This window comes from Streptomyces sp. NPDC024698, from assembly GCF_055559015.1.
The window spans coordinates 95,768-119,416 of sequence record NZ_JBVHLK010000016.1; the positions used below are offsets into that span (position 1 = coordinate 95,768).

Annotated in this window: 24 protein-coding genes; 20 read left to right on the top strand and 4 right to left on the bottom strand. The window is 72.1% G+C overall.

Annotation, left to right across the window (positions count from 1 at the left end; translation table 11 throughout):
• Nucleotides 1-16: 16 nt before the first annotated feature.
• Both ACZ4AA_RS28415 and ACZ4AA_RS28420 read left to right on the top strand, forming a co-directional pair.
• Nucleotides 17-979: a helix-turn-helix transcriptional regulator gene (locus tag ACZ4AA_RS28415; protein WP_467609053.1), complete on the top strand. Its 963-nt coding sequence runs from the start codon at nt 17-19 to the stop codon at nt 977-979.
• 136 nt (nt 980-1,115) lie between these two features.
• Nucleotides 1,116-1,466 carry a hypothetical protein gene (locus tag ACZ4AA_RS28420; protein ID WP_467609055.1) on the top strand — a complete coding sequence of 117 codons (351 nt, stop codon included), beginning with the start codon at nt 1,116-1,118 and terminating at the stop codon, nt 1,464-1,466.
• Between the two features lie 170 nt (nt 1,467-1,636).
• Here the strand turns inward: ACZ4AA_RS28420 and ACZ4AA_RS28425 are convergent, their stop codons facing one another.
• The gene (locus ACZ4AA_RS28425) at nt 1,637-2,263 is read right to left on the bottom strand and encodes a TetR family transcriptional regulator (protein ID WP_467609057.1); all 627 of its coding nucleotides are present in this window, start codon (nt 2,261-2,263) and stop codon (nt 1,637-1,639) included.
• Between the two features lie 185 nt (nt 2,264-2,448).
• Between ACZ4AA_RS28425 and ACZ4AA_RS28430 the strand changes: the two genes are divergently transcribed.
• From ACZ4AA_RS28430 to ACZ4AA_RS28440, 3 genes are all read left to right on the top strand, one after another.
• Entirely contained in the window at nt 2,449-2,616 is a 168-nt protein-coding gene (locus ACZ4AA_RS28430) for a hypothetical protein (RefSeq protein ID WP_339131743.1), read from the top strand.
• A gap of 77 nt (nt 2,617-2,693) precedes the next feature.
• On the top strand, nt 2,694-3,038 hold the full coding sequence (locus tag ACZ4AA_RS28435; protein WP_467609059.1) for a DUF4190 domain-containing protein: 345 nt from the start codon (nt 2,694-2,696) through the stop codon (nt 3,036-3,038).
• 166 nt (nt 3,039-3,204) lie between these two features.
• Nucleotides 3,205-4,374, top strand: a complete 1,170-nt coding sequence (locus tag ACZ4AA_RS28440) for a cysteine desulfurase family protein (RefSeq protein ID WP_467609061.1) — start codon at nt 3,205-3,207, stop codon at nt 4,372-4,374.
• A 25-nt stretch (nt 4,375-4,399) separates the two neighbouring features.
• On the opposite strand, the gene ACZ4AA_RS28445 is transcribed toward ACZ4AA_RS28440, so the two are convergent.
• Nucleotides 4,400-5,101: an N-acetylmuramoyl-L-alanine amidase gene (locus ACZ4AA_RS28445; RefSeq protein WP_467609063.1), complete on the bottom strand. Its 702-nt coding sequence runs from the start codon at nt 5,099-5,101 to the stop codon at nt 4,400-4,402.
• A gap of 60 nt (nt 5,102-5,161) precedes the next feature.
• Here ACZ4AA_RS28445 and mnmA point away from each other — a divergent pair, with 60 nt between their 5' ends.
• A complete protein-coding gene (gene mnmA / locus ACZ4AA_RS28450) occupies nt 5,162-6,283 on the top strand; it encodes a tRNA 2-thiouridine(34) synthase MnmA (RefSeq protein ID WP_467609065.1) in 1,122 nt (373 codons plus the stop codon).
• A gap of 207 nt (nt 6,284-6,490) precedes the next feature.
• On the opposite strand, the gene ACZ4AA_RS28455 is transcribed toward mnmA, so the two are convergent.
• Both ACZ4AA_RS28455 and ACZ4AA_RS28460 read right to left on the bottom strand, forming a co-directional pair.
• Nucleotides 6,491-7,276, bottom strand: a complete 786-nt coding sequence (locus tag ACZ4AA_RS28455; protein WP_467609067.1) for an alpha/beta fold hydrolase — start codon at nt 7,274-7,276, stop codon at nt 6,491-6,493.
• Nucleotides 7,277-7,340: 64 nt separating this feature from the next.
• On the bottom strand, nt 7,341-7,664 hold the full coding sequence (locus tag ACZ4AA_RS28460; protein ID WP_467609069.1) for a DUF427 domain-containing protein: 324 nt from the start codon (nt 7,662-7,664) through the stop codon (nt 7,341-7,343).
• 50 nt (nt 7,665-7,714) lie between these two features.
• Between ACZ4AA_RS28460 and ACZ4AA_RS28465 the strand changes: the two genes are divergently transcribed.
• The 14 genes from ACZ4AA_RS28465 to ACZ4AA_RS28530 all read left to right on the top strand — a co-directional run bounded on the left by ACZ4AA_RS28465 (nt 7,715) and on the right by ACZ4AA_RS28530 (nt 23,586).
• Entirely contained in the window at nt 7,715-8,254 is a 540-nt protein-coding gene (locus ACZ4AA_RS28465) for an LOG family protein (RefSeq protein WP_467609071.1), read from the top strand.
• Between the two features lie 96 nt (nt 8,255-8,350).
• Entirely contained in the window at nt 8,351-9,049 is a 699-nt protein-coding gene (locus tag ACZ4AA_RS28470) for an SDR family oxidoreductase (protein WP_467609073.1), read from the top strand.
• A 30-nt stretch (nt 9,050-9,079) separates the two neighbouring features.
• Complete coding sequence (locus tag ACZ4AA_RS28475) at nt 9,080-10,087, top strand: methionine synthase (protein ID WP_467609075.1); 1,008 nt, start codon at nt 9,080-9,082, stop codon at nt 10,085-10,087.
• Nucleotides 10,088-10,102: 15 nt separating this feature from the next.
• Nucleotides 10,103-12,298, top strand: a complete 2,196-nt coding sequence (gene ligA / locus ACZ4AA_RS28480; protein ID WP_467609078.1) for an NAD-dependent DNA ligase LigA — start codon at nt 10,103-10,105, stop codon at nt 12,296-12,298.
• A 262-nt stretch (nt 12,299-12,560) separates the two neighbouring features.
• Entirely contained in the window at nt 12,561-14,798 is a 2,238-nt protein-coding gene (locus ACZ4AA_RS28485) for a putative bifunctional diguanylate cyclase/phosphodiesterase (RefSeq protein WP_467609081.1), read from the top strand.
• Between the two features lie 505 nt (nt 14,799-15,303).
• Entirely contained in the window at nt 15,304-15,600 is a 297-nt protein-coding gene (gene gatC, locus ACZ4AA_RS28490) for an Asp-tRNA(Asn)/Glu-tRNA(Gln) amidotransferase subunit GatC (RefSeq protein WP_015036350.1), read from the top strand.
• Nucleotides 15,601-15,605: 5 nt separating this feature from the next.
• Nucleotides 15,606-17,111: an Asp-tRNA(Asn)/Glu-tRNA(Gln) amidotransferase subunit GatA gene (gene gatA, locus ACZ4AA_RS28495; protein WP_467609083.1), complete on the top strand. Its 1,506-nt coding sequence runs from the start codon at nt 15,606-15,608 to the stop codon at nt 17,109-17,111.
• 8 nt (nt 17,112-17,119) lie between these two features.
• Nucleotides 17,120-17,350: a hypothetical protein gene (locus ACZ4AA_RS28500; protein WP_401337522.1), complete on the top strand. Its 231-nt coding sequence runs from the start codon at nt 17,120-17,122 to the stop codon at nt 17,348-17,350.
• A 16-nt stretch (nt 17,351-17,366) separates the two neighbouring features.
• Nucleotides 17,367-18,881 carry an Asp-tRNA(Asn)/Glu-tRNA(Gln) amidotransferase subunit GatB gene (gene gatB / locus ACZ4AA_RS28505; protein ID WP_467609085.1) on the top strand — a complete coding sequence of 505 codons (1,515 nt, stop codon included), beginning with the start codon at nt 17,367-17,369 and terminating at the stop codon, nt 18,879-18,881.
• A gap of 99 nt (nt 18,882-18,980) precedes the next feature.
• On the top strand, nt 18,981-19,502 hold the full coding sequence (locus ACZ4AA_RS28510) for a hypothetical protein (protein ID WP_467609087.1): 522 nt from the start codon (nt 18,981-18,983) through the stop codon (nt 19,500-19,502).
• Between the two features lie 183 nt (nt 19,503-19,685).
• Entirely contained in the window at nt 19,686-21,989 is a 2,304-nt protein-coding gene (locus tag ACZ4AA_RS28515) for an MMPL family transporter (RefSeq protein WP_467609089.1), read from the top strand.
• 4 nt (nt 21,990-21,993) lie between these two features.
• A complete protein-coding gene (locus ACZ4AA_RS28520; protein ID WP_467609091.1) occupies nt 21,994-22,569 on the top strand; it encodes a GNAT family N-acetyltransferase in 576 nt (191 codons plus the stop codon).
• Nucleotides 22,570-22,603: 34 nt separating this feature from the next.
• Entirely contained in the window at nt 22,604-23,206 is a 603-nt protein-coding gene (locus tag ACZ4AA_RS28525; RefSeq protein ID WP_467609093.1) for a hypothetical protein, read from the top strand.
• A 185-nt stretch (nt 23,207-23,391) separates the two neighbouring features.
• Nucleotides 23,392-23,586, top strand: coding sequence for a hypothetical protein (locus ACZ4AA_RS28530; protein ID WP_467609096.1), 195 nt, complete (start codon nt 23,392-23,394; stop codon nt 23,584-23,586).
• Nucleotides 23,587-23,649 lie beyond the last annotated feature (63 nt).

A 23,649-nucleotide genomic window follows, 5' to 3' on the forward strand; every position in this document is an offset into this window, starting at 1 on the left:
GCGCGATCCTGGGCGCGTGAAGTCAGACCGCCTCCTCTCGATCCTGCTGCTGCTCCAGACCCGCGGCCGGGTCCCGGCGCACGAACTCGCCGACCGGCTGGAGGTGTCGGTGCGCACCATCTACCGGGACATCGAGGCCCTGTCCGCCTCCGGCGTCCCGGTGTACGCCGAACGCGGGCGGCACGGCGGGATCGAACTGCTCGCCGGATTCCGTACGGACGTCACGGGACTGACCGCGGACGAGTCCCGGTCGCTGTTCATCCTGGCCGCGCAGGGCGCCCACGCCGCGCTCGGCCTGGACGCGGCGCTCGGCTCGGCGCTGCGCAAGGTGATGGCCGCGCTGCCCGCGCCGTTCCGGCCGGCCGCCGAGGTCACCAGCCGGCGGGTCCTCGTCGACGCGACCCGCTGGAAGGGCGGCCCCCGACGGGCCGCCGATCTGGACGTGTTGCAGGACGCCGTCTTCTCCGACCGCCGGCTGCGGCTGCGCTACCGCCACGGCGGCGACGCCGAACCGCGCACCTACACCGTCGACCCGTACGGCCTCGTCTCCAAGGCCGGCGTCTGGTACCTGGTCGCCGACCGGCGCGGTGAACCGCGGCTCTTCCGCGCCGACCGGGTCCGCTCGGCGACCCTGCTGCCCGACCCGGTCCTGCGTCGTCCGGGCGTCGAACTCGCCGACGCCTGGGAGGTGCTGCGCCGCCAGGTCGAGGAGCGGCCGGGAGGCGTGGATGTCACGGTCCGGGTACGGCGCTCCCGTCTCGACATGTTCGTACGCCTCCACGCGGCCTCCCTCGCCGAGCTGCCCGAGGACGACGGCGCGGGCGAGTGGGCGACCGCGCGTCTCTCCCTCGGCTCGGTGCGCGAGACCCGCACGCTGCTGGCCTTCGGGGACGCGCTGGAGGTCCTCGCGCCGGCCGAGGCCCGGCAGGAACTGGCGGCGACGGCGGCGGCCATCAGCGCGGTGTACGAGGGGGGTTGAGGCCCGGCGCGGGGCCCGTGCCGCACAGGAAGACACAGGCGCGGCACAGCGGGGCCCTACCTGGATCTGGTGCTCTGGCTCCCGCTCGTCCGGCTCTCGTCGGCCGATCCACCTGACTTGACTGGGAGTTGCCCCAATGAACCGTCGTGCACGACTTGTCCCCCTCGTCGCCGTCCTCGCGCTCTCGCCCCTCCTCGCGGCTTGTGGCTCCGGCGACGCGTCGTCGTCCTCGGACGGCACCGGCTCCGGCGAGCAGAACTGCACCCGCCCCTCCGGGATGCCGAGCGGCGGGCCCGGCGGCCGTCCCGGCGGCGCTCCCACGGGCATGCCCTCGCGGTCCGGCACCCCCTCGGGCATGCCCACCGGGAAGGCGCCCTCCGGGTTCCCCTCGGGCATGCCGAGCGGTGCCCCCGGTGGTGGCACGGGCGGCGGTCAGGGCGGCTGCGGCGGACCCGGCGGCGGCCGGACGGGCCAGAGCCAAGGCTGAGCCCGGAGGTCGGGGGCCGGGGCCGGAGTGCCGGGGCTGAGCCCGTGCCGGAGGGCCGGGGCCCGGTCGTCGCGGGCGGCCCGGCCGAGCCGGTGGCGGCCGGGGCCGGCCGAGTTGGTGGCGTTTGCGGTCAGCCGAGCCGCCGGGGTCGGCCGAGCCGGTGGCGGTGGTCAGCCGAGCCAGTGGCGGCGGCCGATGCTGATCAGCCGCATCTGACGGCTCGCGACCCCGGCCACCCGCTCGCGCTCCGCCTCGGAGCCGTCCAGCGCCTCCAGGAACGCCGAGGCCGCCATCAGCATGTGGTCGACATACAGTCCCGCCAGCATCAGCAGATCGTCCTGGCTCCACCCCGCCGACTCGGGGTGCTCGGCCAGCGCGTCGCGGACCTCCTCGGCGAACCGGGCCAGTTGCTCACGGATCGCGTCCCGCACCGGCTGGACCCCGCCGTGCCGCTCGCGCGCGATGAAACGGACGTGCGCCGGGTGCGCCCCGACGTGGCGGGCGATCAGTTCCACGGCCCGGCCGATGCGTTCGTCGCTGTCGCCGGCCGTGGACACGATGTCCTCGATCATCGGGTGCAGACTCCCGAGCGCCTCCTCGACCAGCGCCGCACCGAGATCCGCCGTCGAGCGGAAGTGCCGGTAGAAGGCGGTCGGAGCGACTCCGACGGCGCGGGTGACCTCGCGCAGCCCCAGGCTGCTCAGGCTCTGGTCCTCCAGAAGCCCCAACGCCGCGTCCAGCAGCGCCTGCCGGGTCTTCTGCTTCTGCGCCTGGCGGATGCCGAGAGTGTGACTCATGCCATGCAGTTAACAACTGTTCTCTGGAATTTTAAAGCCGTGGAGCGCGCTAGACTCAAGAGTCAGTGAACAAGTGTTACTACAACCGTTCACCGAGCCGTCAAGTCCCGGAAACATCGGGCCCTCACCGTTGAGGTCCCGGACGTTCCAGGACCGGACTTCGAGACTCCTTCGAGAGGCATCTCATGCTGTTCCTCGTCGCCGCACTCCTGCTGCTCGGCGTTGTGATGGGTTCCGTGGCGCACGCGCCGCTGACCGTCAGCCTCGCCGCGGCGGCCGTCATCGGCGTCTGGCTGATCGTCTTCGCGCTGCGTGAGCGCGGGGCCCGCCGACGCCACTCCTCCGCCAACTGACCGTTGGTCCCGCACCTTTGCCGACCGGTTGTTGGTCCCACCCCGCACCGACCGACCGTTGGGAGCTGACTCACGTCATGGAACTCACCGCACACACCACCGGCACGACCCGCACCACCCGTATCTCAGGCAACACCCGCACCACCGAGGCGCCCCGCACCGCCGACGCGCCCGCCGCGCGTCGTACCGGCGTCAAGGACGCGGACGGCATGGCCGTCGCCTCCTTCGTCCTCGGCCTGCTCGGCCTGCTCGTGCTGAACGTCTTCCTCGGCCCCGTCGCCATCGCCCTCGCCTCCGTCGCCCTCTGGCGCGGAACGGCCCGCCGGGGCCGCGCCTTCCTCGGCCTCGGCCTGGGAATCGCCGACCTGGCCGTCCTGGTCGCCTTCATGCAGTTCGACAACACGGTGTCCTGGAGCTTCTGAGCCGGCCACGGCAGCCGGGGCTCCGGGCACGGACCGGGGCGGGCGGCGCCGGGGCCGCCGCGAGGGTCCGGGCGCGCCGCCGAGAAGCGCTCCGCCGTCCCGCGCGGGCCGGGGCGGGCGGGCGGCCGGGGACAAGGGGGAGCGGGCCCGTAGAATCGAGCCCACCATGGCTTACCTCGACCACGCCGCGACCACGCCCATGCTTCCCGAAGCAGTAGAGGCACTGACCGCCCGGCTGACCGTCACGGGCAACGCCTCCTCCCTCCACGCCGCCGGCCGCACGGCACGGCGTGCGGTCGAGGAGGCCCGCGAAAGCCTGGCGGACGCCCTGGGCGCGCGCCCCAGCGAGGTGGTCCTCACCTCCGGCGGCACCGAGGCGGACAACCTCGCGGTGAAGGGCCTGTACTGGTCCCGCAGGGACGCCGATCCGGCCCGTACCCGCGTTCTGGCGAGCCCCGTCGAGCACCACGCCGTCCTCGACGCCGTCCACTGGCTCGGCGAGCACGAGGGCGCCACGGTCGAGTACCTGCCCGTCGACGCGTACGGCCGTGTCCACCCCGGCGCCCTGCGCGAGGCCATCGCCCGCAACCCCGACGACGTCGCCCTCGCCACGGTCATGTGGGCCAACAACGAGATCGGCACCATCATGCCGGTCCGTGAACTGGCCGACGTCGCGGCCGAGTTCGGGATCCCGCTGCACGCCGACGCGGTCCAGGCCTTCGGCCAGGTCCCCGTCGACTTCGCGGCCTCGGGCCTCGCCGCGATGACGGTGTCAGGGCACAAGATCGGCGGCCCCTACGGCATCGGCGCCCTCCTTCTGGGCCGTGAGTACAGCCCCGTGCCCGTGCTCCACGGAGGCGGCCAGGAGCGCCACGTCCGCTCCGGCACGCTCGACGTCCCCGCCGTCGTGTCCTTCGCGGTGGCCGGGCGGCTGGCCGCCGAGCGGCGGGAGTGGTTCGCCACCGAGATCGGCGCCCTGCGCGACGACCTCGCCGACGCCGTCGTCAAGGCCGTGCCCGACGCGATCCTCGGCGGTGACCCGGCGCCAGGCGGCCGGCTGCCCGCCAACGCGCACTTCACGTTCCCGGGCTGCGAGGGCGACTCGCTGCTCCTGCTGCTCGACGCGCAGGGCATCGAGTGCTCCACCGGCTCGGCCTGCACGGCGGGGGTCGCCCAGCCGAGCCATGTCCTCCTCGCCACCGGCACCGACCCGGACCTCGCCCGGGGCACCCTGCGCTTCTCCCTCGGCCACACCTCCACCCGCGAGGACGTCGCGGCGGTGGCCCGCGCGATCGGCCCGGCGGTGGAACGGGCACGCAGGGCGGGCCTCACCTGACCTCTCCGGCGGCCGACGGGCCTCGTCAGGACGTCGCCGACCGGGCCCGCCGTACGAGCCGTATGTACCGGTCCCAGTCCCAGTACCGTCCGGGGTCCGTGTGGTCCGTGCCCGGCACCTCGACATGGCCGATGATGTGCTCGCGGTCCACGGGGATGCCGTACCGCCCGCAGATCCCGGCCGTCAGCCGCGCCGAGGCCTCGTACATCGCGGCCGTGAACGAGGACGGGCGGTCGACGAAGCCCTCGTGCTCGATGCCGACGCTGCGTTCGTTGTAGGCGCGGTTGCCCGAGTGGAAGGCCACGTCGAGCTCGCGGATCATCTGCGTGACATGACCGTCCCGGCGGACGACATAGTGGGCGGCCGCCCCGTGCTTGGGGTCCTGGAAGGCCCGCACGGCGCTCGCGAAACCGCCCTGGGTGACATGGACGACCACGCGGTCTATCGCGTAGTCGTCGGGGCGGTCGGCCCGTCGCCAGTTCGCCGCCGAGGCCGCCACCCACCGCGCGCCCCGGAAGTCCACCGCCCCCGCGACGCGGGCCTTCTCCACACCCGGCATCCGCCACCACAGGTGGGACAGCTTCTCCTGGGCGAGCCCCGCCGCGCTCACGGCGGCCACCAGACCGCCGACCAGCAGCACCCGGCGCCCGACCGGCTGGTCCCCGTCCCCGGCACCCTTGGACCCACGGCTCCGTGGCGTTCCCGGCTTCCCCTTTTTCGCCCCCATGCGATCTTCAACGGATATGCGCGGGCTCCGGTTCCCGCGGCCCCGTACCCTGGAGGGGTTATGACTGACACCTCGCAGCGCCCCCTCCGCGTCCTCGCCGCCATGTCGGGCGGAGTGGACTCCGCCGTAGCCGCCGCCCGTGCCGCCGAGGCCGGGCACGACGTGACGGGTGTGCACCTCGCCCTCTCGGCGAACCCGCAGTCGTTCAGGACCGGTGCGCGTGGCTGCTGCACCATCGAGGACTCGCGCGACGCCCGCCGGGCCGCCGACGTCATCGGCATCCCGTTCTACGTCTGGGACCTCGCCGAGCGCTTCCGCGAGGACGTCGTCGACGACTTCATCGCCGAGTACGAGGCCGGGCGCACCCCGAACCCCTGCCTGCGCTGCAACGAGAAGATCAAGTTCGCCGCCCTGCTGGACAAGGCGCTCGCGCTCGGCTTCGACGCGGTCTGCACCGGCCACTACGCGCAGGTGATCGTCCGCGAGGACGGCACGCGCGAGCTGCACCGTGCCTCCGACATGGCCAAGGACCAGTCGTACGTCCTCGGCGTCCTGGACGACCGCCAGCTCGCCCACGCCCTGTTCCCGCTCGGCGACACGGTCACCACCAAGGACGAGATCCGTGCCGAGGCCGAGCGGCGGGGCCTGGCCGTCGCCAAGAAGCCGGACTCGCACGACATCTGCTTCATCGCCGACGGCGACACCCAGGGCTTCCTCGCGGGCCGGCTCGGCAAGGCCGAGGGCGACATCGTGGACGAGGCCGGCGTCAGGATCGGCACCCACGAGGGCGCGTACGGCTTCACGATCGGCCAGCGCAAGGGACTGCGCATCGGCACCCCGGCCGCCGACGGCAAGCCCCGCTACGTCCTGGACATCTCACCGGTGAACAACACGGTCACGGTCGGCCCGGCCGCCTCCCTGGACGTGTCCGCGCTGACCGCGATCAAGCCCCGCTGGTGCGGCGCGGCCCCGGCGGGACCCGGCACCTACACCGCCCAGCTCCGCGCCCACGGCGGCGAGACCGAGGTGAACGCCGAGCTGGTGGACGGCGAACTGCGGGTCTCCTTCACCGAGCCGGTCCGCGGTGTCGCCCCCGGCCAGGCGATCGTCCTGTACGAGGACACCCGCGTGGTCGGCTCGGCGACGATCGCGACGACCACGCGCGCGACGGCGGACGTCTAGAGCCGGGCACGGCCTAAGGGCTGTCCCGTAATGCCCGGTGGATCAGCGCGCGGCGTCAGATGCGGTGCATCGCAAGGCGGAGGGTCGTCCTCATACTGGGCGTATTCGGGCGATCCGACAACGCGGCGTGGGGGCACCCCCCTGCTCGAAGAGCTTGGGGGAGCCGTAGCTGTCGTCGTGCGCCCGCCGGGGATTACGGGACAGCCCTTAGGCGTCCGTGTCGAAGAACTCCGCCAGGACCGGGGCCAGCACCACGGGATCGACCATGTGTGTCTGTCCCTTCAGCGTGCGGTACGACCCCTGGGGCGCCGCCTCCGCGACGGTCCGGGCCGCCTCGCGCATCCACGCCGGGCTCGCGTCGCCGGCGACCGACAGCAGCGGCACGGACAACGCGGCCAGCCGTTCCCGCGGCACCCGGTTCCCGCCCATCGCCGCGTCGTCGTACGCCAGGGTCGGCGCGAGGGCCTCCATGCCGGGCCAGGCGTGGGACATGCGCACCCCGGCGATCATCTCCGGGGGTGTGCCCACGAGGGTCAGGAACAGCTCGACCGCGTCACCGCGCCGGTCCTGCCCGAGCAGCTCGGTCAGCCGCCGGGTGTACTCCGTGCGCTGCCCCCCGGCCGCCTCGTCGACGGCGAACGGTGTCTCGTAGACCGCGACTTCGCGGACGGGCAGCCCGCTCGCGGCCGCCTCCAGGGCCAGCGCGCCCCCCGAGGAGATGCCGTACAGCGCCGCGCCGCCCCCGCAGACCTCGATCAGCGCCGCGATGTCCTCGACCTCCCGGGCCACCGCGAACGGCGCCGTGTCGCCGCTGGCGCCGCGGCCCCGACGGTCGTAGGTGACCGCGGCGAAGCGGTCCGAGAGGGCCTCGGCGAGGGGCGCGAGCGTGGCACCCGTGCACATGGCGCCCCCGACCAGGACGACCGTGGGGCCGTCACCGTGGCGTTCGTACGCGATCGGGGTCCCGTCGCGCGAGATCGTCTTCTTGTCCATGTCTGAAGAGACTGCCGGGCCGGCGGCGACTCATCGCGTCACCACGCCCGCGCCCGGCCGGAACTCAGGACACGTCCGCCTCGTAGAAGCAGAGGTGGTCCCTGATCCGGTCGACATCGGGCTTGGGATCGGGATAGGCCCACACCAGATCGGCGGCGCCGGGACGGGACCAGTAGGACGCCGTGCCCTTGAACGGGCAGTACGTGTGGGTTTCGGAGGGCGTCAGCAGATCCAGCCGGACGTCCTCGGGCGGGAGGTAGTAGCGCACCGGACAGCCCGTCTCGCGCAGCACCAGGGGGCGGTCGCTCTCCGCCAGGACCTGGCCGCCGTGCACGACGCGGACGTGCCGCGCTTCCTGCTCGATGGTGATCGTGTGTCCTTCAGCCATACAGGGAAAGCGCTCGCGGGCCCCGATTCGTTCCCGGCTACGGTGAAGCCATGAACATCTGTGTCTTCCTCTCCGCCGCCGACCTCGACGACCGCTACACGCGCCCCGCGCGGGAGTTCGCCGAACTCCTCGGCAAGGGCGGCCACACGCTCGTGTGGGGCGGCTCCGACGTCGGGCTGATGAAGGTCGTCGCCGACGGCGTGCAGCAGGCGGGCGGACGGCTGGTCGGCGTCTCCGTGGACTTCCTGTCCGCCAAGGCCCGCCCCGGCGCCGACGAGATGGTCGTCGCGCGTGACCTGGCCGAGCGCAAGGCCGTGCTCCTGGCGAAGGCCGACGCGGTGGTCGTCATGGTCGGCGGCACCGGCACCCTGGACGAGGCGACCGAGATCCTGGAGCTCAAGAAGCACGGGAAGACCGACAAGCCCGTGGTCCTGCTCAACACGGCCGGCTTCTACGACGGCCTCAGGGAGCAGTTCCTCCGCATGGACGCCGAGGGCTTCCTGCCCGTTCCGCTCACCGACCTGGTGTTCTTCGCCGAGGAGCCGGTCGGGGCGCTGGCCTACCTGGAGGAGAGCGCCGGCACCCGCTGAGACGCCGGCCCCAGGTCGTGTCCGCAAAGTCGCGTCTGCCCGGCGACGCCTGGCACGTGCTCCGCGGTTTCGGGACCGGTGCCCGGTGATGCGAGCATGGCGTCCATGGCTACACATGTGATCACCGGGGCCGGTTCCGGCATCGGCGCGGCCGTCGCCCGCCGTCTGCACGCGCGCGGGGACGAACTCGTGCTCCACGCGCGCGACGCCGGCCGCGCGAAGGACCTGGCCGCCGCGTTCCCCGGAGCGAAGACCCTGGTCGGTGACCTGGCGGACCCCGACAAGCTCTCCTGGGCGTTCTCGCACCAGACGCTCCCCGGCGGCGTCGACTCCCTACTGCACATCGCGGGCGTGGTCGACCTCGGCCCGGTCGGCGAACTGACCCCGAAGTCCTGGCGCCACCAGCTCAACGTCAATCTGATCGCCCCCGCCGAGCTGACCCGCCACTTCCTGCCCCAGCTGCGCCTCTCCCAGGGACACGTGATCTTCGTGAACTCCGGCGCCGGGCTCACCGCCCACGCCGACTGGTCCGCCTACGCCGCCTCCAAGCACGGTCTGAAGGCCCTCGCCGACTCGCTGCGCCACGAGGAGCACGCGGCCGGGGTCAGGGTGACCTCCGTCTACCCGGGCCGCACCGCCGGCCCCATGCAGGCCAAGGTCCACCAGCAGGAGGGCAAGGAGTACGACGCCTCGAAGTGGATCGACCCCGATTCGGTGGCCACGACGATCCTGATGGCGCTCGACCTGCCCCGGGACGCCGAGGTCAACGATCTGACGGTGCGCCCGGGAGGCTGACCCGGTCGCGGGGTTCCGTAGGCTTCCGGGGTGAGCGAAAACAGCGAGTTCAGGTTCGGCGCCGCCACCGGGATCGGGTCCATGCCCGGCGGTGACGCGCGGGAGACCGCCAAGACCGTCACCGGTTCCTTCGAGGACTTCCCCTTCCTCGCCGAACTGCCCGCGCGCGGGCCCGGGGCGGACATGATCGGCCGGACCGCGGGGATGCTCGTCGAGCTGTACGCGCGCGTGGAGCCCAGCGGCTGGCGCTTCGGGGACCGGCCCGGCCGGGACACCAAACGGGCCCGGTCCTGGCTGGGGGAGGACCTCGACGCTCTGGAGGAGTTCACCCAGGGGTACGAGGGACCGCTCAAGGTGCAGGCCGTCGGCCCCTGGACCCTGGCCGCCGCCCTGGAGCTCAGGAACGGCGAGTCCGCCCTCTCCGACCCCGGCGCCTGCCGCGACCTGGCCGGATCGCTCACCGAGGGCCTGCGCCTCCACCTCGACGAGGTGCGCCGCCGCATCCCCGGGGCCCGACTCGTCCTTCAGCTCGACGAGCCGTCCCTGGTCGCCGTGCTCCGCGGCCGGGTGTCCACCGCCAGCGGCTACCGCACCCACCGCGCCGTGGACCGCCAGATCGCCGAGGCCACGCTCCGGGACGTCATCGGGGTGAACGGGGGCGGTCCCGTCGTCGTCCACAGCTGCGCGCCCGACGTGCCCTTCGCCCTGCTGCGCCGGGCGGGCGCTGCGGCGGTCTCGTTCGACTTCTCCCTGCTCACCGAGCGTGACGACGACGCGATCGGGGAGGCGGTCGAGGGCGGTACGCGGCTGTTCGCCGGTGTCGTCCCCGGCGTGGACGTCCCGTTGTCGGACCCTGCCGGTAGCGTCATGGGTGTCAGGACGCTGTGGCGCAGGCTGGGGCTGCGGCCGGGTCTTCTGGCGGAGACGGTCACGCTCACTCCGTCGTGCGGACTCGCGGGGGCCTCCCCCGACTTCGCGCGCAGGGCGCTGGCCCACTGCGTCCGGGCGGCGAGATCCCTCGCGGACAACCCAGAGTAACGGGAGGACACAACGGTGGCCGGCGAAGAGCACGCAGAGCCCACATCGGTACCCGCCGAGGCACGGGAGCAGCACGCGCGGCTCGCCGAGCAGATCGAGGAGCACCGCTTCCGGTACTACGTGAGGGACGCCCCCGTCGTCAGCGACGCGGAGTTCGACACGCTGCTGCGTTCCCTGGAGGCGCTGGAGGAGGAGTACTCCGAGCTGCGGACACCGGACTCGCCGACCCAGAAGGTCGCGGGGGCGTACGCCACGGAGTTCACCTCCGTGGCGCACCGGCAGCGCATGCTGTCGCTCGACAACGCCTTCACCGACCTGGAACTGGCCGCGTGGGCCGAGCGCGTGGCCAAGGACGTGGGCGCCTCCGACCACCACTTCCTGTGCGAGCTGAAGGTGGACGGGCTCGCCGTCAACCTCACGTACGAACACGGCCGTCTCACCCGCGCGGCCACCCGCGGCGACGGACGCACCGGCGAGGACATCACCCCCAACGTCCGTACGATCACGGAGATCCCGGACCGTCTGACCGGCGATCACGTCCCCGGCCTCGTGGAGATCCGCGGCGAGGTCTATTTCCCGATGGACAAGTTCGAGGAGCTCAACGCCCGGCTGGTGGCGGCGGGCGACAAGCCCTTCGCCAACCCCCGGAACGCGGCGGCCGGTTCGCTGCGGCAGAAGGACCCGCGCGTCACCGCGACCCGACCGCTCCACATGGTCGTCCACGGCATCGGCGCCCTGGAGGGGTTCGAGGGCCTGGGCCGGCTCTCCGAGGCCTACGGCCTGCTGCACTCCTGGGGACTGCCGACCACCCGGTACGCCAAGGTGGTCGACGACCTCGACGGCGTCAGGGAGTTCATCGCGTTCTACGGCGAGAACCGCCACTCCGTGGAGCACGAGATCGACGGGGTGGTCGTCAAGCTCGACGAGATCCCCCTCCAGGGACGGCTCGGCTCCACCGCGCGCGCACCCCGCTGGGCGATCGCCTGGAAGTACGCGCCCGAGGAGGTCAACACCAAGCTCGTCAACATCCGCGTCGGCGTGGGCCGTACGGGCCGGGTCACCCCGTACGCGCAGGTCGAGCCGGTGACGGTCGCGGGCTCCGAGGTCGAGTTCGCCACCCTGCACAACCAGGAGGTGGTGAAGGCCAAGGGCGTCCTCATCGGGGACACGGTGGTGCTGCGCAAGGCCGGTGACGTCATCCCCGAGATCCTCGGACCGGTGGCCGACCTGCGCGACGGCAGCGAGCGGGAGTTCGTGATGCCGGCCGAGTGCCCCGAGTGCGGTACGCCGCTGCGCGCCATGAAGGAAGGCGACATCGACCTGCGCTGCCCCAACGGCCGTTCCTGCCCGGCCCAGTTGAGAGAGCGCGTCTCCTATCTCGCGGGCAGGGAGTGCCTGGACATCGACCACTTCGGTGACGTGGCCGCCGCGGCGCTGACCCGGCCGCTGGAGCCCGTGGCCCCGCCGCTGGTCGACGAGGGCGACCTCTTCGACCTCACCGTCGAGCAGTTGCTCCCGATCAAGGCGTACGTCCTCGACTCCGACAGCGGCCTGCCCAAGCGGGACCCGAAGACCGGCGAGGAGAAGGTCGTCACGGTCTTCGCCAACCAGAAGGGCGAGCCCAAGAAGAACACGCTTGCTCTGCTGGAGAAGATCGCCGAGGCGCGGACGCGTCCGCTCGCCCGGTTCCTCAACGGGCTCTCCATCCGCCATGTGGGCCCGGTGGCCGCCGAGGCGCTGGCCCGCGAGTTCCGGTCCGTCGACCGCATCGAGCAGGCCACCGAGGCGGAACTCGCCGCGGTCGACGGGGTCGGCGGGATCATCGCGACCTCGGTCAAGGAATGGTTCGCCGAGGACTGGCACCGCGAGATCATCCGCAAGTGGAAGGCGGCCGGAGTCCCGATGGAGGACGAGGGCGCGGGCGAGGACGAGGGACCCCGGCCGCTCGAAGGCCTCACCGTCGTGGTCACGGGCACGCTCGAACACCACACGCGGGACGGGGCGAAGGAGGAACTCCAGAGCCGTGGAGCAAAGGTGACCGGCTCTGTTTCGAAGAAGACATCCTTTGTTGTGGTGGGCGACAATCCCGGCTCGAAGTATGAAAAGGCGATGCAGTTGAAGGTTCCGGTCCTGAACGAGGAGGGCTTCGCCGTCCTGTTGGGACAGGGGCCGGACGCGGCGGCGGACGTCGCGCTTCCGATCGAGGAATAGAGGGCGAAGTCCACCCGTTCGGCGCATTTAGGTGACATACGGGTGAGCAGGTCGTATTCGGGCAACCGTCGACGACCGCTGCCCGTGGAAGCCTTCCGCGGCCTACTGTTGACGTGTGCGCCCCCCGTGCCCGGCCGCGGTCGGCGCATCCTCCGCTCCGCGCGAGCCCGGGGGGAAGGGTTTTCCGACGCGACACCGTTGGCAGTTGTCGCCGGCAACGGAACGTGTGGCGTGGGCACCGCAGGCAGTGAGAGGGACGGGAATGGAACCGACCGAGAGCGCCGCTCCCGACTCACGGCTGCGCCTGCGCCGGACGACCGGCGCGTGGCTGACCGGCCTGCGGACGGGACGGCCTTCGGAACGCCCCGCCCGGAGCCGGCTCGGCGCGGCGCCGCTCGCCCGTCCCGCCCTCCCCGTCGCCGGCGCCCTCACCGCCGAACGCGACACCGGCCTGCCCGGCCAGGACCCCGAACGACATCTGCCCTGGCCCGCACTGCCGTCGGCGGTCGTGGGCAGCGCAGCGTTCGTCCTGGGCGCGGGCTTCTACCGCGCGTTCACCGGTCACCACGCGCTCTTCCCTTGCGGCACCGTCGGCTGGGCGCTGGCCCTGCTGACCGGTGTGATCGTCGGCCACCTGGTCGCGCTCGGCCGGGCCCGCTGGTGGGGCGGCACCGGTTCCGGCGCCGCACTGACCCTCGCGGTCCTGCTGCTGTACGGCTGGGTCCCGGCCGGCATGGTGAGCCTCACCGTCGTGGTCCTGGTGGGCGCCGCCCGCCGCAACCGCTGGCGCCAGGGCGTCCTGCACGGCGCCGCCGACATCCTCGGCATCGGCGCCGGAGCCCTGGTCCTCGCGTCGTTCGGGCGGTTCCCGAGCGTCGAGGCGCCCTGGGCCCCCGACACCTGGACGATCTACACCGTTCCCCAGCTGGTGCTGGTCGCCGGCGCCTATCTCGCCGTCACCCGCGTCCTGCTCTGGTACCTCAACACGCCGGGCGGCGGCCTGCCGACCGTCGCCCGCACGGCCCTGGTCAGACACGGTCTCGTCGCCGTGGCACTGCTCGGCATCGCCCCGCTCGTCTGTGTCGTCGCGATGGCCCAGCCGACCCTGCTGCCGCTCTTCTCGATCCCGCTGATCGCTCTCGACTCCACCCTGTGGATAGCCCGCGCACGGGCCGAGGAACAACTGCGCGACCCGCTGACCGGGCTGCCGAACCGTCAGTGGCTGCTGGAGCGCACCTGGACGGCGCTGGACGACGCCGAGCGCATCGGCGCCCGCTCCGCCCTGCTGCTCATCGACCTCGACCGCTTCCGTTCGGTGAACGACACGCTCGGACACCTCGCCGGTGACCGGCTGCTCCTCCAGATAGCCGAGCGGCTGCGGCTGGCGCTGCCGCGCGGGGCGGAGGCCGCGCGGCTGGGGGGTGACGAGTTCGCCGTGTTACTGCCGGTCGTGGACTCCACCACCTCGGCCGCACGGGTCGCCCGCAATCTGGTCGCCACCCTCGGCTCACCGCTCGACCTGGACGGGCTCACCCTCGTCCTGGAGGCCAGCGCCGGGCTCGCCGTCTTCCCCGACCACGCGCTCGACGCGGAGGGGCTGCTGCGGCTGGCCGACATCGCGATGTACCAGGCGAAGCGGGACCGTACGGGCGTCGAGGTGTACGAGTCCAAGCGGGACTCCAACACGCCCGACCGGCTGGGTCTGCTCGGCGATCTGCGCCGGGCGCTGGACACCGGTGACGTCGAACTGCACTACCAGCCCAAGGTCCGCTTCGACGGGCAGGTGGCCGGTCTCGAGGCGCTGGTGCGCTGGGTGCATCCCGAGCGCGGCAAGGTCCCGCCGGACGAGTTCATCGCCATCGCCGAGTCCTCCGGGCTGATGCCCCACCTCACCGAGTACGTCCTGGAGACGGCGCTCGGACAGGTCGCGCGCTGGCGGGCGCAGGGACTGTACGTCCCGGTCGCGGTCAACGTGTCGCCGCGTGACGTCCATACACCAGGGTTCGCCGGGGCCGTCGCCGCGCGGCTGGCCCGGCACGGAGTTCCCGCGGGAGCGCTCCAACTGGAGATCACGGAGCATGTGCTCCTGGAGGACCCGCAGCGGGCCGCCGACACGCTCGCGGCGCTCACCGGGCACGGCGTGAAGATGTCGCTGGACGACTTCGGCACCGGATACTCCTCCCTCGTCCATCTGCGCCGGCTCCCGGTCAGCGAGCTGAAGATCGACCGTTCGTTCGTCGCGCGGCTCGCCGTGGACGCCGAGGACGCCGAGATCGTGCGCTGCACGCTCGACCTCGCGCATTCGCTGGGGCTGCTCGTCGTGGCGGAGGGGGTCGAGGACGACGAGACGTGGGAGCGGTTGCGGGATCTGGGTTGTGACGCCGTCCAGGGGTGGCTCGTCGCCGCGGCGATGCCGCCCGAGGAGGCCACGGCGTGGCTGCTGGCCCGCGGGGCCCGCGGCTGGCAACGCCCACGAGCCGCCCTCCCGGCCGCGGAGTAACCCCGGCAACCAGCCCCCGCCTTCCCGGCCTGCGGCCACCCGCCCCGCCTTCCCGGCCTGCGGCCGGCCGTCTCCCACCCACGCACCACCCGTTCACCCCCCCCGAGAGGTTGGCCTCTCCCGTTCGGGCGTGCCGCCGTCGGCGGCGGTCGGTCTTTCCGGCCTGCGGCCGGGCGTTTCCCACCCACGCACCACCCGTTCGCCGTCCGGCGAGAGGTCGGGCTCTCCCGTTCGGGTGTCTCGCCGTCGGCGGCTATCGGTGGTCGCTTACGTGCCACGGGCCTGATGGCCGCCGATGGTGGGGCACCCGCGGGTGAGAGCTCGTCCGGTCGGGGGGCGGTCACGGGTGGTGCGTGGGTGGGAGACTTCCGGCCGCAGGCCGGGAATCGGAGAGGCCGGTTTGCCCGGGTCGGCTGTGGGTGGGGGCAAACCCGGGCGCGGGCATGGGCGCGGGCCCCATAGGATTGGGCCAAACCACACCGCACTCACCCCAGAGGATCGCTGCATGCCTGGCATCACGCGCGAGGAGGTCGCCCACCTCGCACGGCTGGCGCGTCTGGAGCTGAAGGGCGAAGAGCTCGACCACTTCGCAGGCCAGCTGGACGACATCATCGGCGCGGTCGCCCGCGTCAGCGAGGTCGCCGACCAAGACGTACCGCCGACCTCTCATCCGCTGCCGCTGACGAACGTCATGCGCGCGGACGAGGTCCGTCCGTCGCTCACCCCCGAGCAGGCGCTCTCCGGCGCCCCGGCCCAGGAGCAGCAGCGTTTCAAGGTGCCGCAGATCCTGGGGGAGGACTAATCACCATGACGGACACCAACGTCAACATCATCAAGCTCACCGCGGCCGAGACCGCCGCGAAGATCGCCGCGGGCGAGCTGACCGCCGTCGAGGTCACCGAGGCCCACCTCGCGCGGATCGAGGCCGTCGACGAGAAGGTGCACGCCTTCCTGCACGTCGACCGTGAGGGCGCCCTCGCCCAGGCGCGCGCCGTGGACGCCAAGCGGGAGGCCGGCGAGAAGCTCGGCCCGCTCGCCGGCGTGCCGCTCGCGCTCAAGGACATCTTCACCACCGAGGGCATCCCGACCACCGTCGGCTCCAAGATCCTCGAAGGCTGGATCCCGCCGTACGACGCGACCCTCACCAGGCGGCTCAAGGCCGCCGACGTCGTCATCCTCGGCAAGACCAACATGGACGAGTTCGCCATGGGGTCCTCCACCGAGAACAGCGCGTACGGTCCGACCGGCAACCCCTGGGACCTCACCCGCATCCCCGGCGGCTCGGGCGGCGGCTCCTCCGCGGCCCTCGCCTCCTACCAGGCGCCCCTCGCCATCGGCACCGACACCGGTGGTTCCATCCGCCAGCCGGCCGCCGTCACCGGCACGGTCGGTGTCAAGCCGACGTACGGCGCGGTCTCCCGCTTCGGCATGGTGGCGTTCTCCAGCTCCCTGGACCAGGGCGGTCCCTGCGCCCGTACGGTCCTGGACGCGGCCCTGCTCCACGAGGTCATCGCCGGACACGACCCGCTCGACTCCACCTCCATCGACGCCCCGGTCCCGCCGGTCGTCGAGGCCGCCCGCAACGGCAGCGTCGCGGGCATGCGTGTGGGTGTCGTCAAGCAGTTCCGCGGCGAGGGCTACCAGGCCGGTGTCATCCAGCGCTTCGACGAGTCCGTCGAACTGCTGAAGGAACTGGGCGCGGAGATCGTCGAGCTGGACTGCCCGTCCTTCGACCTGGCGCTTTCGGCGTACTACCTGATCGCCCCGTCCGAGTGCTCCAGCAACCTCGCCCGCTTCGACGGCCTGCGCTACGGCCTGCGTACGGGCGACGACGGCACGCGCTCCGCCGAGGACGTCACCGCCCTCACCCGTGAGGCCGGCTTCGGCCCCGAGGTCAAGCGCCGCGTCATGCTCGGCACGTACGCGCTCAGCTCCGGCTACTACGACGCGTACTACGGCAGCGCCCAGAAGGTCCGCACGCTCATCTCGCGCGACTTCGACAAGGCGTTCGAGCAGGTCGACGTGATCGTCTCCCCGACCACGCCCACCACCGCCTTCCCGATCGGTGAGCGCGCCGACGACCCGATGGCGATGTACCTCGCGGACCTGTGCACCATCCCGACCAACCTGGCCGGCAACTCCGCGATGTCGCTGCCCTGCGGTCTCGCCCCCGAGGACAACCTCCCGGTCGGACTCCAGATCATCGCCCCGGCGCAGAAGGACGACCGTCTGTACAAGGTCGGAGCCGCCGTCGAGGCCGCCTTCGTGGAAAGGTGGGGGCACCCGTTGCTTGAGGAGGCTCCGTCGCTGTGAGCAAGGCAATGTCCAAGGCCAAGGGCTTCAAGAAGTCCAAGTCCGGCACGTATCTGTCCATCGCCGGCACGGCGTTCGGTGCCTTCGGTGTCGCGAAGCAGGTCAAGAAGGCCCGCAACGAACACGACACGCTGCGCCTCATCGACGCGGCCGTGTCCGCCGCCGCCATCGTCACCGGCCTCGCCATCCTCTACCGGGAGCTCAAGCGCCTGGGCGACGACGACGTCCTGCTGGGCTGAGAGGGAAGTTTTCACCGTGACCACCACGACCGACCTGGTGTCGTACGAGGACGCGCTCGCGTCGTACGACCCCGTCATGGGCCTCGAAGTCCACGTCGAACTCGGCACCAGGACGAAGATGTTCTGCGGCTGCTCGACCGAGCTGGGCGCCGAGCCCAACTCGCAGACCTGCCCGACCTGTCTCGGCATGCCCGGCGCCCTCCCGGTCGTCAACGCGACCGGCGTCGAGTCCGCCATCAAGATCGGCCTCGCGCTGCACTGCGAGATCGCCGAATGGTGCCGCTTCGCCCGGAAGAACTACTTCTATCCGGACATGCCGAAGAACTTCCAGACCTCCCAGTACGACGAGCCGATCGCCTTCAACGGCTATCTGGACGTCCAGCTGGAGGACGGCGAGGTCTTCCGCGTGCAGATCGAGCGCGCCCACATGGAGGAGGACACCGGTAAGTCGACGCACGTCGGCGGTGCCACCGGCCGCATCCACGGCGCCTCGCACTCGCTGCTCGACTACAACCGCGCGGGCATCCCCCTCATCGAGATCGTCACCAAGCCGATCGAGGGCGCGGGCGAGCGGGCCCCCGAGGTCGCCAAGGCGTACGTGGCCGAACTGCGCGAGCTCATCCGGGCGCTCGGCGTGTCGGACGCCCGCATGGAGATGGGCCAGATGCGCTGCGACGTGAACCTCTCGCTGCGCCCGCACGGGCGGGAGAAGTTCGGCACGCGCTCCGAGACGAAGAACGTCAACTCGCTGCGTTCCGTCGAGCGTGCCGCCCGCTTCGAGATCATGCGCCACGCCGCGGTGCTGAACTCCGGCGGCACGATCATCCAGGAGACCCGCCACTTCCACGAGGACACCGGGTCCACGACCTCGGGCCGCGTGAAGGAGGAGGCGGAGGACTACCGGTACTTCCCGGAGCCCGACCTCGTCCCCGTCGCCCCGTCCCGCGAGTGGGTCGAGGAGCTGCGCGCCCAGCTGCCCGAGCAGCCGCTGGCCCGCCGCAACCGGCTGCGCGAGGACTGGGGCGTCAACGCCCACGACATGCAGTCGATGCTCAACGCCGGAGCGATCGACTCGATCGTCGCGACGATCGAGGCCGGTGCCGACTCCACGTCCGCCCGCAAGTGGTGGATGGGCGAGCTGGCCCGCAGTGCCAACGAGTCGGGCAAGGCCCTGGAGGACCTGCCGATCACCCCGGCCCAGGTCGCCCGGGTGTCCGAGCTGGTCACCGCCGGTGACCTGAACGACAAGCTGGCCCGTCAGGTCATCGAGGGCGTCCTCGCGGGCGAGGGCACCCCGGACGAGGTCGTCGACAAGCGCGGTCTGAAGGTCGTCTCGGACGAGGGCGCGCTCACCGCCGCCGTCGACGAGGCCATCGCGGGCAACGCCGGCATCGCCGACAAGATCCGCGGCGGCAAGGTCCAGGCCGTCGGCGCGCTCGTCGGCGCGGTCATGAAGGCCACCCGCGGCCAGGCCGACGCCGCCCGTGTCAAGGAGCTCATCCTGGAGAAGCTGGGCGTCTCCGAAGGCTGAGATCCGGGTTTTCCCACATCCCAGGGGGTGCGTCGTGACCGGCGCACCCCCTGGGGTCTGTGTCGGCGTGCTCAGGTCAACGCGCTACGCTCCCGCGCCATGAGTGGAAGCACCGACTCCGAGCCGCACGACCGCACGGCCCAGGACCGCGAGCCCCCCGGCGGCGATGCCCGGGACCCGGCGGATCCCCCCGCCGAGAAGAAGCCCGCCCCCGCCGATCCGGAGGCCGAGGCCCCGATACCGGCCGATCCCGACGGCCAGGGTGCGGACGGCCAGGGCGCGGACACCGAGGACGCGGACGACAACGGCGCGGACGCCGAGGACCCCGACCAGGACAGTCCCGACGGCGAGCGCCCCGACGACGAGGATCAGGACCCGGAGGCGCGCCGGGCGCGCTGGACCGCTGCCGGGACGGGAGTGCTGCTGACCGTCGCGGGATTCGCCGCGTCGGCGCTGCGCACCTCGGTGTCCGGGACGGCGCTCATACCCCTCTCCTATGCCTCGGGGGCCGTCCTCTGCGCCGGAGCTTCGGTGCTCGGGGCCAAGGGCCGCACCCGGCGGGCGCTGTGGCTGATGATCGCCGGTGTGATGGTCATGGCGGTGGGTGACCAACTGGACTGAGGTGTGGCCGACGGGGTGACGGGGGCGGGAGAACCCGCTGTGACCTCGGTCGCAGTCCTGTGAGTAAGCCCACGAATGCGACAAAGGATCATTTCCGACTGCAACAGTGATGACGCATTAGTCATGTGTTCTTTGCGGGCAGTTCCCGATAAAGATCCACAAATCCCCCCAGGGAGCTCGCTCGTGGCAGCCCTTGCACGGTGGTGCGTTCAGCATCGCCTCGTCGCCGTTCTGCTGTGGCTTGTGGCCTTCGGCGGCGTCACCGCCGCCGCCGCCGTGACGGGTTCCGCGTACTCCAACGACTACGAGGTCCCCGGCACCGAGTCGGGCCACGCGACGCAGCTCCTGAACAAGGGCTTCCCCGGCCTCGGCGGTGACAGCGACACGATCGTCTGGCACACCGACGCGGGCACCGTCCGCTCGGCCGACGTCGAGCAGACCATGACGCGGACCCTCGACACGATCGAGAAGCTGCCCGGAGTGGCCTCCGTCGACAGCCCGTACACCCACCAGGGACCGGGCCGGGCCGACTCCGGCGGCCGGATCAGCCAGGACGGCCGGACCGCGTACGCGACCGTCACCTTCGCCGACCGGGCCGAGAACCTCGACAAGGGCGAGGTGCAGGCCGTCGTCAGCACCGCGAAGGCCGCCGACGCCAAGGGGCTCGACGTGGAGCTGGGCGGTACCGCCATCGCGCTCACCAAGCCCTCCGGCGGGCACACGGCGGAGATCGTCGGCGTGGCCGTCGCCGCCGTCGTCCTCTTCCTCGCCTTCGGTTCGCTCGCCGCCTCCATGCTGCCCATCGCCACCGCCCTGATCGGCGTCGGCACGGCCTACTTCGGCATCGTGCTCCTCGGGCACGCCATGACCGTCGCCGACTTCGCCCCCATGCTCGGCATGCTGGTCGGCCTGGGCGTCGGGATCGACTACGCGCTGTTCATCGTGACCAGACACCGGCGCGGCCTCAAACGCGGGCTGACGGTGGCCGAGGCGGCGCAGAACGCCGTCGCCACCACCGGCCGCGCGGTCGTCTTCGCGGGCGCGACCGTCTGCATCGCCCTGCTGGGCATGCTCATCCTGCGGCTCAGCTTCCTCAACGGCGTGGCGATCGCCGCCTCCCTGACCGTCGTCCTCACCGTCGCGGCCTCCGTGACCCTGCTGCCCGCGCTGCTGTCCTTCATCGGGCCGCGCGCGCTCAGCCGCCGCGAACGCCGGCGCCTGGAGGAGCACGGGCCCGAGCCCGAGATGGCCACCGGGTTCGCCGCCCGCTGGTCCGCCTTCGTGGAGCGCCACCCCAAGCTGCTCGGTGTCGTGGCCGTCGTCGTGATGGCCGTGCTCGCCCTCCCCACGTTCTCTCTCCACCTGGGCACCTCCGACCAGGGCAACGACCCGAAGAGCACGACAACCCGGCAGGCCTACGACCGGATCTCGGAGGGCTTCGGACCCGGCCTGAACGGACCCCTGACCCTCGTCACCAAGGTCGGCGGCGCCGAGGACAGGCTCGCCCTGGACAACCTGGACGCCACGCTGCGGTCCACCGAGGGAGTCGCCTCGGCCACCCCGGTGACGTACGACAGCGCAGGCGACACCGCCTTCCTCACCGTCGTCCCCTCCTCCGCCCCGCAGTCGCAGAAGACCAGCGACCTCGTCGACCGGCTGCGCACCGAGGTGCTGCCGCGCGCCGAGTCGGGCACCGCACTCGACATACAGGTCGGCGGCGTGACGGCGAGCTACGACGACTTCGCGGGCGTCATCATCGGCAAGCTCCCGCTCTTCGTCGGCGTGGTGATCAGCCTCGGCTGCGTCCTGCTGCTGCTCGCGTTCCGTTCGATCGGCATCCCGCTCAAGGCGGCGGTCATGAACATCGCCGCCGTCGCCGCCGCCTTCGGAGTCGTCGTCGCGATCTTCCAGTGGGGCTGGGGGAGCGAACTGCTCGGCCTCGGCCGGGCGGGCCCGATCGAGCCGTTCCTGCCCGTGATCATGGTGTCGGTGCTCTTCGGGCTCTCCATGGACTACCAGGTCTTCCTGGTCAGCCGGATGTACGAGGAGTGGCTGGAGACCGGGGACAACCGGCGTGCCGTCCGTGTCGGCCTCGCCGAGACCAGCCGGGTGATCAACTCCGCCGCCGTCATCATGATCTCGGTCTTCCTGGCCTTCGTGCTCAGCGGCGACCGCGTCATCGCGATGTTCGGCATCGCCCTCGCCTCGGCCGTCGCCCTGGACGCCTTCGTCCTGCGCACGCTCCTCGTACCCGCCCTCATGCACCTGCTCGGCGACGCCAACTGGTGGCTGCCCCGCGCGCTCGACAAGAGGCTGCCGCGCATCAGCATCGAGCCGCCCGAGTGCCGTGCCGCCCATGAGAGGCTGGCCGAGGCCACGGACGCCGAGGCGGCGGACGTACTGGGCCGCGCGGCGGCCGACGTCGAGGTGCCGGACCTGAAGCTGCCGGACGCCGGGGCGCAGGACGTGACGACGAAGGAGCGGTGACGGGATGTACGCCATATCCCTGGGCGGTGACGGAGCGGAGCTGCGGCCCCTGGAGCCCTGGCACGCCGAGGAGTTTCTCGCGCACCTGGACCGCGGACGCGAGTTCATCGGGCGGTTCATCCCCTTCGGGGCACGGTCCACGGATGTGCCGTCCGCGCGGGCACAGCTCCAGCGGTACGCCGACATGCGCGCCGCCGGCACCGGGTCCCTGCACGGCCTGTGGCTGGACGGGAAGCTCGTGGGCGGTGTCCTCTTCCTGAACTTCGACGCCGATCAGGGCAACTGCGAGGTCGGCTGCTGGCTGGAGCCCGCCGCCTCCGGGCGCGGCCTCGTGACCCGCGCGATGCGGATCCTCATCGACTGGGCGGTCGAGGAGCGCGGGATCCACCGCGTGGAGTGGGTCGCGGCCGCGGGCAACGTCCCGAGCCTGAACGTGGCCCGGCGCCTCGGCATGAACCGGGACGGCGTGCTCCGCCAGAAGCACCCCCACCACGGAGTCCGGCACGACCTGGAGGTGTGGTCCGTGCTCGCCCCCGAGTGGCGTGCCGCCCGCGAGGACACCGCCCGCGACGATCATTAAGGAACCTCTCAGACAGCGTCCGTACGGTGCGCGCATGGGAACCAAGACAGCTGACGAGACCGGGTCCGAGACCGGTACCGAGGCGAAGCGCGACGAGCAGACCGTGGACGTCACCGAGGCCGCCCCGGCCGTCACCGGCGAACAGACCGAGGCCGAGGAGCGGGACGAGACCGCGGCGGACCTCGACGAGCAGGACGAGCAGGACGAGAACCCCGCGGACGCCGCCGCCGACGCGGGACGGGACGCCGGTGTCGGCCAGGGTGCCGCGGCCGTCGTGTCCGCCGGACTCGGCGTGGTGTCGCTGACCGGCAGCTGGGTCGCCACCGTGGCCGCCGCCCGCGAGACCCTGGTCGGCCAGCTCCGGACCTCCTCGACGGCGAGCGTCGCCACGCAGGTCAAGGAGGTCTACGGCGATGCCTGGGCGACCACCGCGCTGGTCGGCGGCCTGTTCGCGCTGGCCGCGCTGATCGTCGGCGTCTTCGTGCTGGTCCGGCCCGCGTTCGGCGCTCCCGGCAGGCCGCAGGCCGCCTGGATCAAGTCCGTCGCCTGGGCGGGTGTGTCGCTCGGCGTCGTGGGACTGGTGCTCGCGGTCGCCAAGTACTCGGACATCCTCCTCGGACTGCCGTCCACCAGCTGACCGCCGGGACACCGGGACGACTCTGAGGGGCCTTAGGGCCGGCGCCGGAATCCGGCGGCCGCCCTAAGGCCCTTCGCGTTCCCAAGATGCGGAACTCTCCCGATGTGGCGCACCCCCCTGGGAGACGAAGGTTGAGGCATCGCCGAGCGGCGAGACCGAAACCGACTCTTCACCAGGGGTACGAGATGTTCGAGTACGAGCTCCACCGGATCCGGTCCGAGGAAATGATCCGTGAGGCCCAGACCCACCGGCTCGCCAGAGAGGCCGCGTCCGGCCGCCGGGCCGCCCGCCGCGCCGCCCGCAGGACAGCACAGGAAGACGCCGAGGAACGGTCCCATGGCGACCGTCCCCGCCGGCACCGGTTCGCCCGCACCGCGTGAGTGCCGGGGCGCCGGTGGGGGGCCGGACACCGTCCGGCCCCCCACCGGGTGTGCGGGACGGAG

Coding starts and splice junctions, on each gene's coding strand:
- ACZ4AA_RS28435 (WP_467609059.1), top strand. CDS start 2,694: ATGGAACTCACCGCACACACCACCGGCACGACCCGCACCACCCGTATC.
- ACZ4AA_RS28510 (WP_467609087.1), top strand. CDS start 18,981: ATGAGTGGAAGCACCGACTCCGAGCCGCACGACCGCACGGCCCAGGAC.
- ACZ4AA_RS28455 (WP_467609067.1), bottom strand. CDS start 7,276: ATGGACAAGAAGACGATCTCGCGCGACGGGACCCCGATCGCGTACGAA.
- ACZ4AA_RS28440 (WP_467609061.1), top strand. CDS start 3,205: ATGGCTTACCTCGACCACGCCGCGACCACGCCCATGCTTCCCGAAGCA.
- gatA (WP_467609083.1), top strand. CDS start 15,606: ATGACGGACACCAACGTCAACATCATCAAGCTCACCGCGGCCGAGACC.
- ACZ4AA_RS28485 (WP_467609081.1), top strand. CDS start 12,561: ATGGAACCGACCGAGAGCGCCGCTCCCGACTCACGGCTGCGCCTGCGC.
- ACZ4AA_RS28460 (WP_467609069.1), bottom strand. CDS start 7,664: ATGGCTGAAGGACACACGATCACCATCGAGCAGGAAGCGCGGCACGTC.
- ACZ4AA_RS28465 (WP_467609071.1), top strand. CDS start 7,715: ATGAACATCTGTGTCTTCCTCTCCGCCGCCGACCTCGACGACCGCTAC.
- ACZ4AA_RS28420 (WP_467609055.1), top strand. CDS start 1,116: ATGAACCGTCGTGCACGACTTGTCCCCCTCGTCGCCGTCCTCGCGCTC.
- ACZ4AA_RS28530 (WP_467609096.1), top strand. CDS start 23,392: ATGTTCGAGTACGAGCTCCACCGGATCCGGTCCGAGGAAATGATCCGT.
- gatC (WP_015036350.1), top strand. CDS start 15,304: ATGCCTGGCATCACGCGCGAGGAGGTCGCCCACCTCGCACGGCTGGCG.
- ACZ4AA_RS28500 (WP_401337522.1), top strand. CDS start 17,120: ATGTCCAAGGCCAAGGGCTTCAAGAAGTCCAAGTCCGGCACGTATCTG.
- ACZ4AA_RS28430 (WP_339131743.1), top strand. CDS start 2,449: ATGCTGTTCCTCGTCGCCGCACTCCTGCTGCTCGGCGTTGTGATGGGT.
- ACZ4AA_RS28525 (WP_467609093.1), top strand. CDS start 22,604: ATGGGAACCAAGACAGCTGACGAGACCGGGTCCGAGACCGGTACCGAG.
- ACZ4AA_RS28520 (WP_467609091.1), top strand. CDS start 21,994: ATGTACGCCATATCCCTGGGCGGTGACGGAGCGGAGCTGCGGCCCCTG.
- ACZ4AA_RS28470 (WP_467609073.1), top strand. CDS start 8,351: ATGGCGTCCATGGCTACACATGTGATCACCGGGGCCGGTTCCGGCATC.
- mnmA (WP_467609065.1), top strand. CDS start 5,162: ATGACTGACACCTCGCAGCGCCCCCTCCGCGTCCTCGCCGCCATGTCG.
- ACZ4AA_RS28425 (WP_467609057.1), bottom strand. CDS start 2,263: ATGAGTCACACTCTCGGCATCCGCCAGGCGCAGAAGCAGAAGACCCGG.
- ACZ4AA_RS28445 (WP_467609063.1), bottom strand. CDS start 5,101: ATGGGGGCGAAAAAGGGGAAGCCGGGAACGCCACGGAGCCGTGGGTCC.